Consider the following 12,615-nt stretch of genomic DNA (forward strand, 5'->3'; position numbering starts at 1 on the left):
GTTTATCAGCTTTCCAAAAACCTCCTCACGACCTTGTTGAACTCCTCGGGGTTCCCCGCAGCCACGAAGTGATCCCCCTCCACGAAGGCCAGCCTTGCGCCTGGAATGTTCCTCGCGATCAACCTGGTATGCTCCTCTTTGATCATGTCCCTCGTGCCGGCTACCACCAGTGTCGGCACCCTCAGCTCGGCTAGCTCCTCCGGGGCGATGTTCGGGTCGTTCACCATGAGGCTCAGCATTTCGGCTTTGCGGTGCGCGCGGACGCTCCAGCGCGCGAAGAGCGACGCCGCCCCGTAGCCCGCCACGATGGGCAGCTGCACCGACGGCTTCACGCCGCCGCCGTCCAGGTTCGCCCCGTTCAACACGAGCTTGCCCACGCGCTCGGGATGTGCGAGAGCGAACGCGAGCGCGATATTCCCTCCGTCCGAGAATCCCAGCAGATGCGCGCGCTCGATGCCTTGCCCGTCCATGAACGCCAGCAGGTCGTCGGCGAACTGGCGGATGGTGAAGGGCGCCTCCCCGCGCGGCGAGCGACCGTGCCCGCGCGTGTCGAGCGCGATCACGCGGAAGCGCGACGCGAACGCGTCCATCTGTCGCTCGAAGTACGAGCCGTCCTCGCCGTTGCCGTGCAGCAGGATGAGCGGCTCGCCGGTTCCTTGCTCACGGTAGTGCAGGTCGACGTCCATGCGGGCTCCTTTTCTTTCGCCGGGCGGCTCCCATTCTACTCCCTTGCAGTTGCGGAAATCTCCTGCCACGCTGCGGCGACGGGTCGGAATCGGATTGCGGTGGACGCAAAACGGCACCCATGACAATTTCAGCAGCTTAGTCGGGCGGGAAAGGGCATGCTCGATCTTCGCCACCTGGGCTTATGCGATCTGGTTACATGCTGCGATGCATCGGAAGCGCTCCAAGATTGTCATGGGTGCCGTTTTGCGTCCAAATCGTGATTGTCCCAGCTTGGCGCGCGGCTGTGCTACACTTTCGAGCCGATACCACCTGAAAAACGACGGACGAGGAGGCACCGGTGCCCACGGCACGCAACACCACTGCCGCGGCGGAAGCCGACGGCCTGCGCATCGACGAATCCGAGCGCAAGAGTTGGACCAGCATCGCATTCATCCGCGCGGGCGGCATGTTCAGCGCGCCGACGCTCATGGTGGGCGCGGCACTGGGGTTGGGGCTCGCGCTCAGCGGCGCGGCGCTGGCCACGCTCGTGGGATTCGGCTTCATCGTGGCGTACATGTGCTTCGTGTCCATGCAGGCCTCCGACCTGGGGCTTCCCACAGCTTCGCTCGCGGCCCCCGCGCTCGGGCGCACCGGCGCGCGCTACCTCGTGTCGCTCATCGTGGGCGTCGTCACCATCGGCTGGTTCGGCGTGCAGACAGCCGTGTGCGGCGCCTCGCTGGCGCTCATGCTGGCCGACGTGTTCGGCTTGGCCGTGCCCGTGTGGGCGTGTTCGACGGCGCTCGGCGCCCTCATGCTGGCGACGGCGCTCGTGGGCTTCGACGGGCTGAAATGGGTGAGCTCCGTCGCCGCGCCGCTGCTGGTGGCCATCTGCCTGTACGGCGTGGGCGCTTCGGTGGCGCAGACCGGCAGCCTCGACGCGCTGTTGGGCTACGTGCCGCTGCCCGCCGACGCCATCGGCCTCATCGCGGGCGTCAACATGGCGGTGGGGCTGTTCGCGTTCGCGGGCGCCACGGCCGGCGACTTCGCCCGCTTCGCGCGCACGCGCAAGGACGCCGTGCTTTCGTGCGTCGTCGGCGTCATCCCCGCAGCGCTTGTGGCGCTGCTGGCCGGCGCGGCGCTGGCCATCGTAACCGGCCAGGGCGACATCGCGCGTATCATGAACTCCATCGGGCTGCCCGCGGTAGGCCTCATCGCGCTCGTGCTGTCGGCGTGGACGGTGAACGCGAGCAACGTGTACTCCGCCGGGCTCGGCTTCGCGGTCATGCTGGGGAAGGGCGAGGGCGGCAGCAAGCTGACCACGGCCGTCTCGGGCGTTGCGGGCATCGTGCTGGCGGTGGGCGGCATCCTCGGGCAGTTCGAGGCGTTCCTCACCGTGCTGTCGGCTTGCGGCCCCGCGCTGGCCGGCGTGATGGTGGCGGACTACTGGCTGGTGCGCAAGGGCCGCCCGGCGAACGTGCGCGTGCCCGACGGCGTGTCCGCGGCGGGCGTGGCAGGGCTTGCGTGCGGCATCGCGGTGGCGCTCGTCACGGGCGGCACGTTCGCGCTGGTGCCGGGGCTGGAAGCGCTCGACCTGCCGTTCTTCGTCGGGCCGGTGAACGGCATCGTCGTGGCGATGGCCGCCTATGCGCTGTCCTACCGCCTGACGGGCGGCGAGCGCTTCGCGGGGCCCGTCGCGTTCAAGCGACCCGCGGAATCGGCTATCATGAACCAGGTCACACTCGACGCTTCGGAACGCGCACAGGAAGGACAAGCATGAGAAAGATCGGCATCCAGGAAATCGAGGACATCGCGCTGGGCGCGGCGCTCCTCGGCGCCGGCGGGGGCGGAGATCCCTACATCGGCAAGCTCACGGCCATCGGCGCCGTGAAGGAATGCGGCGAGGTGGAGCTGATCGGCATCGACGAGGTGCCCGACGGCGCGTTCATCATGCCCGCCGCATCCATGGGCGCACCCACCATCCTTGCCGAGAAGGGCGTGGGCGCCAACGAGTTCGCCAAGCTGTTCGATATGGTGTCGCGCTACTACGGCAAGCCCATCTACGCCACCATGCCCATCGAGGCCGGCGGCGTGAACTCCATGCTGCCCATCGCCGCGGCCGCGCGTCTCGGCATTCCCATGGTGGACGTGGACGGCATGGGCCGCGCATTCCCCGAGCTGCAGATGGTCACGTTCACCATCGGCGGCGCGTCGGCCACGCCCATGGCGTTCATCGACGAGAAGGGCAACTCCGGCATCCTCGATACCATCACGAACAAGTGGACCGAGGACATCGCCCGCGCCGCCACCATGACCATGGGCGGCACGCTGACCATCGCGCTGTTCTGCATGGACGTAGACACCTGCAAGCAGTACGGCGTGCACGGCATCGTGACGCGCTCCGAGGAACTGGGCCGCGCCATCCGAACGGCGAAGGACGAGGCGGCTGCGGCCGGCCTCACGCCCGAGGGGTTCTTCCTGAAGTTCACGGGCGGCCACAAGCTGTTCAAGGGCAAGATCTCCGACGTGCTGCGCGAGACGCGCGGCGCGTTCAACTTCGGCAAGGTGATGCTCGAGGGCATCGCCGACGACAAGGGATCCCAGGCGTTCGTCGAGTTCCAGAACGAGAATCTCAGCTGCACGGTGGACGGCGAGATCGTGGCTACGGTGCCCGACCTCATCTGCCTCGTGGACCCCGACACGTTCATTCCCGTGCCCACCGATGCGCTCAAGTACGGCAAGCGCGTGTTGGTGGTGGGCCTCGAGTGCTTCGATATGTGGCGCACGTCGGCGGGCCTCGACCTCGTGGGACCGCGGTACTTCGGCATCGACACCGACTACATCCCCGTGGAAGAGCGCTCGGCGCGGAAGGGAGCGTAAATGTACAAGTTGGGCATCGACGTGGGCGGGACGAACACCGACGCCGTCCTGATCGACGAGAACCTGCAGGTGGTGGCCGCGGTAAAGAACCCCACCTCGGGCGACATCTACATGGGCATCATGGGCGCGGTGGACGCCGTGCTCGACGAGAGCGGCGTCGACCGCACACTCATCGGGCAGGCCATGCTGGGCACCACCCAGTGCACGAACGCCATCGTGGAGCGCAAGGGCCTCGCGCCCATCGCCATCCTGCGCATCGGCGCGCCGGCCACGGTGGGCATCCCGCCGATGGTGGACTGGGCAGACGACATCGCGGCAGTGTGCGTGGACGCGCTCATCATCGAGGGCGGCTTCGAGTACGACGGCAAGCGCCTGGCGGAGTTCGACGAGGCCGCGTGCCGCGCGTTCTTCGAGGGCGTGCGCGGGCGCGTGGAGGCGGTGGCCGTGTCCAGCGTATTCTCCACCGTGCGCAACGACGACGAGCTGCGCGCCGCAGAGATTGCGCGCGAGGTGCTGGGCGAGGACGTGCACGTGTCCATCTCGAGCGAAATCGGCTCGATGGGCCTGATCGAGCGCGAGAACGCCACCATCCTGAACGCGGCGCTGTACGATGTGGCGCGCCGCTTCACCGAGGGCTTCGCTCAGAGCCTGGCCGACAAGGGCGTGGTGAACGCCGAGGTGTACCTGTCGCAGAACGACGGCACCCTCATGACCATGGAGCACGCGCGCCGCTATCCCATCCTCACCATCGCGTGCGGGCCGACGAACTCCATCCGCGGCGCCAGCTACCTGTCGCGCCGCGACGACGCCATCGTCATCGACGTGGGCGGAACCACTACTGACCTGGGCGTTCTGTCGCACGGCTTCCCGCGCGAGAGCGGCGTGGCGGTGACCATCGGCGGCGTGCGCACGAACTTCCGCATGCCCGACGTGGTGTCCATCGGCCTGGGCGGCGGTTCCATCGTGCGCGTGGCCGATGACGGCAGCGTCACCGTGGGGCCGGATTCGGTGGGCTACGCCATCACCGAGCGCGCGCTGGTGTTCGGCGGCGATACGATGACGGCCACCGACATCGCCGTACGCCTGGGAATGGCTTCGGTGGGGGATGCCTCGCTCGTGGCCGATATCCCGCAGGACGTGGCCGAGCGCGCGATGGCCGTCATGCGCGCGATGGTGGAGGACGCCATCGACGTGATGAAGGTGTCCAGCGATCCTATCGACGTGGTGCTGGTGGGCGGCGGCGCCATCGTGCTGCCGCACGAGCTGGCCGGTACGGCCGAGGTGGACGCGCCCGAGCACGCGGGCTGCGCGAACGCCATCGGCTCGGCCATCTCGAAAGTCAGCGGCGTGTACGAGGCGCTGGTGGACTACGACGTCACGCCGCGCGACGAGGCGCTGGCCGCGGCGCGCGCAGCAGCGGTCGAGGCGGCCGTGGAGGCCGGCGCCGTGCGCGACACCGTGGAGATTATCGACGCCGAAGACGTGCCGCTGGCGTACTACCCGGGCCACACGAACCGCGTGAAGGTGAAAGCCGCGGGCGACCTGGCGTAGCTTCCGGGTTGCAAGAATCGCGCCTTGCCGAGCGCGGCCGTCAACGCGACGGCCGCGCTTCTTTTCCCAGTCGATCCGTTGGCGTTCGCTTGTGTTATCATACGACTAGATGATACTTTGGCAGGAAGGTTGGGGCGCGTGTTCGAGACGTTGCGGGTGAACGATACATCGGGCGTTCCCGTGTGGATCCAAATCCGCAACCACATGATCTTCCTCATCAGGTCAGGGCACTTGAGGCCGGGGGATACGCTGCCTACGGTGCGCGAGCTGGCCATTCAGCTGGGGGTAAACTACAACACCATCCATAAGGTGTATCAGGATCTGGAGACCGACGGGCTGATCTTGTCGGGACGTGGAAAACGCTCGACCATCGCGGAAATCGATCGGGAAGCGCTCAGCCTGCCCGATTCGCCTGTAGACGTGGTGATCGAGGAATTGGTTCGCGTGGTACGGGAGACGGGGGTTTCCCGCGCGGACGCGATGACGCGAATCGAGGAAGCGTTCGCGAAGCTCGAGGATCGATAGGGGAGAGCCATGGGCGAAAAGAAGCCGTACTTCGACGAGTTGGACGACGTGAGCGCCGACGACGTCGTGATTGCGACCGAAGCGCAGTTCGACGAGACGACGACCAGCCGCACGGGTGCGACAGCGCTTCGGTGGGTGCTGACGCTGATCGCGTTCTTCCTGTTCGCAGGCATGGGGTGGCTTACATGGTCGCTTGCGCCTGTCGTCGTGGGCGCGTTGGCCAGCGCCGTGCTGTTCAGCTGCATGCACGTGGTGCTGGAGTGGGAGCGTTCGGTGGTCCTGCGCTTCGGCAAGTTCAACCGCGTGGCCGGCCCCGGCCTCATCTTCATGATCCCGCTGGTGGAATACTCGGCGGCTACGGTGGACATGCGCATGCGCTCGACGGCGTTCAAGGCCGAGCACGTGCTGACGGCCGACCTGGTTCCCGTGAACGTGGACGCCGTGCTGTTCTGGACGGTGTGGGATGCCGGGAAGGCGTGCTCGGAGGTGAAGAACTACGTCCGCCTGGTGTACTGGGCGGCGCAGACTACGCTGCGCGACGTGATGGGCGCGGTGAACATCGCCCAGCTGAGCACGCGCCGCGAGCAGATCGACCGCGAAGTGGCCGACATCTTGGAGCGCAAGACGAACGAGTGGGGCATCACCGTGGTGTCGGTGGAGATCCGCGACATCGAGATCCCCGACGAGCTGCAGGAATCGCTGTCGGCCGAGGCGCGCGCCGAGCGCGAGTACAACGCGCGCGTGATACTGGCCGAGGTGGAGAAGGAGATATCGGAGATGTTCGTGGACGCCGCGCGGACCTACGGTCGCGAGGATGCGGCGCTGCAGCTGCGTGCGATGAGCTTCGTCTCCGACAGCGTGCGCGAGAAGGGCGGTCTCGTGGTCATCCCCAGCGCCCTGTCCGAGGCGTTCGAGGGGTTGGAGAACATCGCGAAGAAAGCCTAGCGCGCCGTCTGCGCATCCGTTTGCCTGAAGGGGCTCCGCCGTCGCGGAGCCCCTTTCGCGTGTGCGAGCTCGACGCATGCCGGTTGACCACGGTTCCATCTGTGCCCGGCAACGGTGCCGGGTATCTATACTCGAAAAAGAATCATAAACATGTAAGACAAGTATCACAAATTTGTATGATTTATGATACGATACGGGCGACGGGGGAGGGTCGTATCGTGCAGCGTTCCTGTCAAGGGAGGGGGCGATATTCCGTTCATTACCGTTTTGAAGGCAGAAGGCGAGCAAGCCTTTACGGTGAAAGCGGCGCGCGGGGATTTCCGCGTTGATCCGCACGAAACGAGCGAAAGAAAGGAAGGGGAATGAGAAAGAAGCTGATGGTGGTGACCGCGATGCTGATGGCGGGATCGCTGTTCGCCGCCGGTTGCGCGCAGCAAGGAGCCGCGGAAGGGGAGAGCTCTTCGACCGAGGTTCAATATCAGAACAGCATCGAGGAGGCCGAAGCGTATCTTGACGGGGTGAACGAGCGTCAGGACGAGCTGAACAAGGAGTACGCTCCCGAAATCCGCACCTTGGAAGACGGCACGAAGGTTCAGCGCACGCCGACCGAGTACCAGTGCTACCACTGGAACCGTCCGTACGAAGGCGGCACGTCGTACAACAACTACTATCTTGATGCCGACAACCGCGGTTGCGGGGCTTGCCATGAAGATCTCGGCGACGCCCTGGCCAACATGGAGTACAGCCATCCGACCGTCTGGAACGACGCTCTCGGCAGCAAGATCACGGTCGACCAGTGCATGCTCTGCCATAGCGCAGACGACGGCTACGAGATGGGCACCGTCATGCACGGCGTCCACTACGGCGAACGCAACGGCGAGAACTTCGAGGAGCGTGGCGGCAAATGCATCAGCTGCCACAACATGACGGAGAACGAGCAGGGCGCCGAGCTTTGGGACGTGGTCAAGTACGACCATCTTGACGGCATCGTCAAGGTTCCCGACGTCCAGGGCGAGTTCGTGTTCGATCAGGACACCGTCGTGGCCCCCGAGGACATGTTCACCTACGACTGGATCCATTCCCGCTACGACAGCCTGATCCACATCATGGGCAAGAACGTGCTGGATACGGAGCTTCCGAAGGACTTCGTCGACAATTTCGAGATCACCATGGACGGCCTGGTGAACAAGCCGTTCACGGCGAAGCTGGCCGACCTGATCTCCGAAGCCGAGGCGGCCGGGGTCACCGTGACGAAGCTTTCGAAGATCCACTGCGTCGACAACATGCCCGGTGGCGGCGGCATCTCGAACGTTGAGATCACGGGCATCCCGCTGACCTGGCTTATCGAGAAGGCGGGCGGCGCGAGCAAGGACATCACCGGCGTGCTGTTCGATCGTCAGGAGTTCCGCACCAACGGCGCCCAGACGCACAGCAACCGCGGCGTCCCCGAGGCTTCGTTCGAAGACGTGTACCTCGTTTACGAGATCGGTGGCAAGCCACTCGATCCCAGCCAGGGCAGCCCCTGCATCAACTGGGTCGAGAAGTGCGACGCCCAGTCGTACGTCAAGCAGTGCGTGGGCTACAAGCTGACCGACGAGGAAAAGCCGTGGGAAGACTGGATGATGAACGGTTTCAATTCGTACGGCGAGGGCCCCTACATCAACAAGCCGAATGCGACGGTGCTCAAGGTCCCCGAGGGCATGATCATCGAGACCGGCAAGCCCTTCACCTTCGAGGGATATGCGGACGCCTACGACGAGGCGGTGGTCAAGCTGGAGTTCTCCATGGACAACGGCAAGACCTGGACGCCGTACGATCTGGGCCAGACCGATCCTAGCAAGTGGGTGTACTGGCACTACACGTGGACTCCTGAAAGCGACGGCAGCTACGTGCTGATGGTGCGGGGCACCACCGATACCGGCCTCGTGGGAACCAACATCCAAAAGGTGATGGTGACCGCCAAGAGCAATGTGGAGGGATAGAATGAGATACGCTACTGGGGCAAAGATGCTGGGTTGTACCGTGGTGGGCGCGACCCTTCTGCTGGGAGGCGCGGGCGCTCTGGGAGGGCTCGACATGGCGATGGCCCAAAGCAGCCTGCTTCCCGTCGAGACGATGCAGCGCAACGCGGTGGACTACGACAAGGTTGCGAACGTCTCGGGCGACTTCACCTTCTGCCAGGACGTGGTTACTCCGGCCGACGAGGTGTTCAACCTGTTCGGCACGGCGACCACGGCCCTGTGCGCAAAGCCGGGCTACGCCTTCGATGCGGTCACCCATGAAAGCTATTACCTCAACATCGGCGGCAACGTCGAGAAGGTGTACACGGTGGGTCTCGACGAGATCGAGCGCATGGACTCCAAGATCCAGAAGATGCGCTGCACGTGCGGCATGAGCCCCGCCCTCGCCATGGCCAGCGTCAAGGGCGTCAAGGTGTCCGACATGCTGTCCATGACCGACATCGCCCCCGAGGTGAACACCATCACGTTCAAGGACAAGGACGGCTACGGCCTACCCATGCCCCTATCGTACGTGCTGGAGAAGGAAGCGCTGCTGGTGTACCAGATCGACGAGCAGAAGCTGTCCGAGGGCGAGCGCCTGCAGGTGTGGATGCCCGACACCGTGGCCAAGTACTTCACCCGCGCGGTCACCGACATCGAGCTGTCCGTTTCCGATGAGGTGCCCGAGGTGCAGGGCCCGGACGACGAGTACCGCGCCAAAGTGAACATCCTCAGCACGGTCGACGGCGGCTTCAAGGTGGGCGACATGGTCTTCTTCGAGGGCTACGCCGACGATTGCGGCGTCAAGGTTGCCTCCGTTGAGTTCTCGATGGACGGAGGGGAGACGTGGACTTCGTTCGACACCTCCTCCTCGAACGCCGAGGACTGGGTGTACTGGCACTTCGACTACGTGGCCGAGACGGCGGGCACCTTCAAGCTCGACGTCCGCGCGGTCACGGAGGACGGCACGGTCTCTCCCCTCGCCTCCAGCGTGGTGTTCGACGTTGAAGCGTAGGCTCGTCGTCACTTCGATCTTGAAAGCGAGTGTTTGAAATGGGAGAACATGTGAGCGTGACGCGCCGCACGCTGTTGCAGGCGTCGGCTGCGGGAACCTGCGCGCTCGTCCTCGGCGGCGTTGCCGCTTTCGGCGGCGAGGCGCATGCCCGCGAGGCCGACCAACGGCAAGACGGCGACGGCGCGGCGTACGGCTTCCTCGTCGCCCTTGCGCGGTGTTCCGGATGCGGACGATGCGTCGAGGCGTGCAGGAAGGAAAACAATCTATCCGACGATACCCCTGACAGGAGAACGGTATCTTCGTTCAAGCGCCGAAGAGGGAGGAGCTTCTTCATCTCGACTTCGTGCATGCATTGCGAGGATCCGAGCTGCATGAAGGTATGCCCGGCCGGCGCCATCTCGAAGGACGCCCATGGGATCGTGAAGGTGAATCCGGACGTGTGCATAGGATGCAAGTACTGTTTCCAGGCGTGCCCGTACGAAGTGCCGAAGTACAACTCCGTTTCCATGGACAAATGCGATTGCTGCCAAGGGTCGGGGGTTGCAATAGGGGAGGATCCTTATTGCGTGCGCGCGTGCAAATTCGGCGCCTTGCAATTCGGGCCTTTGGATGAGCTGATGGAGCTTACGAACCATTCCGCGGTTCCCGTCGCGCAAGCGAACGGTCCCTCTTGCCTGGTGCTGGGAACGGAGAAGTAGTATGGAGCTGCAAACGATATGGAGTTGGCAACCCGCCCTGTACCTGTTCTTGGGCGGCATGGGCGCCGGCGCGTTCGTGATGGCGGCGGTGCTGTTCCTGATCGACCGGACGCGTCATCGCCTGATCGTGTGCGTGTCGATGTGGGCTGCGCTAGCCAGCCTTGCGGTGGGTCTGCTGTTGCTGCTTTCCGAGCTCATCACGCCGCTGCGAGGCCTGATGATGTGGCAGAGTTTCGGCCACTTCACCTCGTGGATGACCTACGGCGCCTGGGGCGCGTTCGCGGCGATGGCGGTGTTCGCGGTGTCGGCGTTGTTGGCGACGCGCCCGGTGGGCGTGTGGCTGGCGAAGAAGTGGAAGTGGTTCGAGAAGCGGGGCGTCGCGCTGCGGCGGGTGCTCGCGGTGATCGGCATCGTGCTGGGCGCGTTCGTGGCGGTGTACACGGGCATGCTGCTTATGGCGGCCGGCAGCGTTCCTCTGTGGAGCACTCCGTTGCTGCCGGCGCTGTTCACGGTGTCGGCCTTCGATACGGGCGTGGCGTTGGTGGAGCTGGTGGCGCTCGCGCTGTCGAAGAAGGATGCCCTTGCTCCCAAGGCGCGCGTGCTCATGGAGCGGATCGTCGTGGTGCTTGTGCTGGTCGAGATAGCGGTGTTGGCGGCGTTCTTTGCGGTCATGCTGGGAGGCGACGTCCAGACGGCGGTGGGCGCGACGGCTGCGGCTTCTGCGGCGCTGCTGCTGACGGGCGATCTCGCAGCCTGCTTTTGGGCTCTGGTGGCAGCGTGCGGGTTGGCGATGCCGTTGGCCATGGCCGTGGCGGGGCTTGTGCTGCACAAGCGCGGCAAGAAGAAGCCCGGTATGAAGCAGCATGGCGGCACGCTGATGGCGGCGGGCGCCGTGGGCGCTCTGATAGGCGGGTGCGCGCTCCGCTTCCTGATCCTCGCTGCCGGCATGCATGCCGACCTGGTTGCCGAAACGGTGATGAGCCTGATCGGATAGATGCGAGGACGGCCCTCCCTCGCTGTCTTTCGCAAGCGGGCCGGCAGCCCTTGGCTGCCGGCCCGTGTTTTCGAGGTCGCCCGCTGCTGCAAGGGGGCGGCCTGTTTGGTTTTGCGCGGGGTGTTTGCTTGTGGTAGGGTGGACGGGCGCGCATCGTTCGCGCGGACGAGGTGGAGTTTGCCGGTGAAAGGGGATGGCGGTGGCGCATCGGGTGGGGGAGCCTCTCGAGTTCGACGGGTACGTGGACGATTTCGAGCGCAATGTGTCCGCGATGCAGTTCTCGTTGGATGGCGGTGCAACCTGGACGACCTATCAGACGGCAGGCGCGGTCATCGACAAAGGCGTGAACTGGCATTTCGTGTATCGTCCGGAACGGCCCGGCCGCTATCTGCTGAAGGTGCGCGCGCTCGACGGCGACGGCACGGTATCGGATATCGTCGCGGAATACGCTTTCGAGGTAGAGTCGTGACGGACGCGAGGGCGGGCGCGCCTGCGGGCGCGGGCGCGCCGGGCGTCGCGTCGTTCGGCGGCATCCGCTTGCGCGCCATCGACGGGGGGCCGCTTGAGGGCGCGCGCCTGTTCCGGTCGGCTTCGCTTTCGCGCATCACCGAGCACGAGGCGGCGTTCGTCGTGGGCGGTTTGGGCGTTCGCTCTATCTACGACCTGCGTAACCGTTGGGAGGTGGCGTCCAGTCCCGAACCGCGTATCGTCGGCGCTAAAACGCTCGCATTCGAACCTTCCACCGATCGTGGACGTTCGGACGCGTCTCGCCGTCTGGTGGCCGGCGTCATCGGCGAGTACGGCCGTCCGGAAGAGCGCATGATCTGCAATTACCGGCGTTATGCGCGCGAGTTTCCCCTTATGGGAACCGTTCTGCGCACGATGGCCGCGGAACGCCTGCCTGCCCTCGTGCACTGCGAGCACGGCAAAGATCGCACGGGCGTGCTGTGCGCCGTGCTGCAACGCATAGCCGGATGCCCCGAAGACGACATAATGGCTGCGTACCTGGCCACCAACGAGGCGAACGCCGAGACGGCGGCTCACGAGACGGCTCAGTTGTCGCAGGGGATGTCGGATGACGAGCGCGCGGTGCTGGCGTCGTTTTTAGAGGCGCGGCCGACGTACTTGCGTGCGTTCTTCGACGAAGTCGAGGGGTGCGTCGGCGGGTTTCCGGCATACGTGCGTGACGCGCTGCGCCTGACGCCCGTTCAAGTTGCGAGCCTCCGCGCGCTGTTGGCTCGCTGAGCGCGGGCCGTTGCGGGGCGCCGCGCTCGCACCGGTTCCGCATGAAGCAGGCGCATTCCGGAAAGCGCTCTGGCACAGATCGTATGGTATGCACGATTT

General features: G+C 65.2%; 12 protein-coding genes. 11 read left to right on the top strand and 1 reads right to left on the bottom strand.

The annotated features are described in order from the left end of the window. Window positions 1–5: 5 nt before the first annotated feature. On the bottom strand, window positions 6–686 hold the full coding sequence (locus tag GT613_RS06975; RefSeq protein WP_009609525.1) for an alpha/beta fold hydrolase: 681 nt from the start codon (window positions 684–686) through the stop codon (window positions 6–8). A gap of 338 nt (window positions 687–1,024) precedes the next feature. Between GT613_RS06975 and GT613_RS06980 the strand changes: the two genes are divergently transcribed. The 11 genes from GT613_RS06980 (at window position 1,025) to GT613_RS07025 (ending at window position 12,516) form a co-directional block, all read left to right on the top strand. Further along, complete coding sequence (locus tag GT613_RS06980) at window positions 1,025–2,443, top strand: cytosine permease (protein ID WP_009609521.1); 1,419 nt, start codon at window positions 1,025–1,027, stop codon at window positions 2,441–2,443. Beyond that, complete coding sequence (locus GT613_RS06985; protein ID WP_161172571.1) at window positions 2,440–3,543, top strand: DUF917 domain-containing protein; 1,104 nt, start codon at window positions 2,440–2,442, stop codon at window positions 3,541–3,543. Before GT613_RS06980 ends, GT613_RS06985 begins: the two co-directional genes overlap by 4 nt. After that, complete coding sequence (locus GT613_RS06990; RefSeq protein WP_156732820.1) at window positions 3,544–5,094, top strand: hydantoinase/oxoprolinase family protein; 1,551 nt, start codon at window positions 3,544–3,546, stop codon at window positions 5,092–5,094. A 138-nt stretch (window positions 5,095–5,232) separates the two neighbouring features. Continuing rightward, complete coding sequence (locus tag GT613_RS06995) at window positions 5,233–5,619, top strand: GntR family transcriptional regulator (protein ID WP_009306515.1); 387 nt, start codon at window positions 5,233–5,235, stop codon at window positions 5,617–5,619. 9 nt (window positions 5,620–5,628) lie between these two features. Then, window positions 5,629–6,564 (top strand): slipin family protein, encoded by a 936-nt coding sequence (locus GT613_RS07000; RefSeq protein ID WP_021410655.1) that lies wholly within the window; start codon window positions 5,629–5,631, stop codon window positions 6,562–6,564. 362 nt (window positions 6,565–6,926) lie between these two features. Then, a complete protein-coding gene (locus GT613_RS07005; protein WP_009609514.1) occupies window positions 6,927–8,546 on the top strand; it encodes a molybdopterin-dependent oxidoreductase in 1,620 nt (539 codons plus the stop codon). Between the two features lie 25 nt (window positions 8,547–8,571). Continuing rightward, on the top strand, window positions 8,572–9,579 hold the full coding sequence (locus GT613_RS07010; protein ID WP_227101289.1) for a molybdopterin-dependent oxidoreductase: 1,008 nt from the start codon (window positions 8,572–8,574) through the stop codon (window positions 9,577–9,579). 38 nt (window positions 9,580–9,617) lie between these two features. After that, window positions 9,618–10,277 (top strand): 4Fe-4S dicluster domain-containing protein, encoded by a 660-nt coding sequence (locus GT613_RS07015; protein ID WP_057385287.1) that lies wholly within the window; start codon window positions 9,618–9,620, stop codon window positions 10,275–10,277. Between the two features lies 1 nt (window position 10,278). After that, the gene (gene nrfD / locus GT613_RS07020) at window positions 10,279–11,271 is read left to right on the top strand and encodes an NrfD/PsrC family molybdoenzyme membrane anchor subunit (RefSeq protein ID WP_114518494.1); all 993 of its coding nucleotides are present in this window, start codon (window positions 10,279–10,281) and stop codon (window positions 11,269–11,271) included. A 193-nt stretch (window positions 11,272–11,464) separates the two neighbouring features. Next, on the top strand, window positions 11,465–11,740 hold the full coding sequence (locus tag GT613_RS15465; RefSeq protein ID WP_240132872.1) for a hypothetical protein: 276 nt from the start codon (window positions 11,465–11,467) through the stop codon (window positions 11,738–11,740). Then, complete coding sequence (locus GT613_RS07025; RefSeq protein ID WP_021410662.1) at window positions 11,737–12,516, top strand: tyrosine-protein phosphatase; 780 nt, start codon at window positions 11,737–11,739, stop codon at window positions 12,514–12,516. Before GT613_RS15465 ends, GT613_RS07025 begins: the two co-directional genes overlap by 4 nt. The last annotated feature ends 99 nt before the right edge of the window (window positions 12,517–12,615 follow it).

The organism is Eggerthella sp. BIOML-A4 (genome assembly GCF_009875575.1).
GTDB classification, from domain to species: domain Bacteria; phylum Actinomycetota; class Coriobacteriia; order Coriobacteriales; family Eggerthellaceae; genus Eggerthella; species Eggerthella lenta.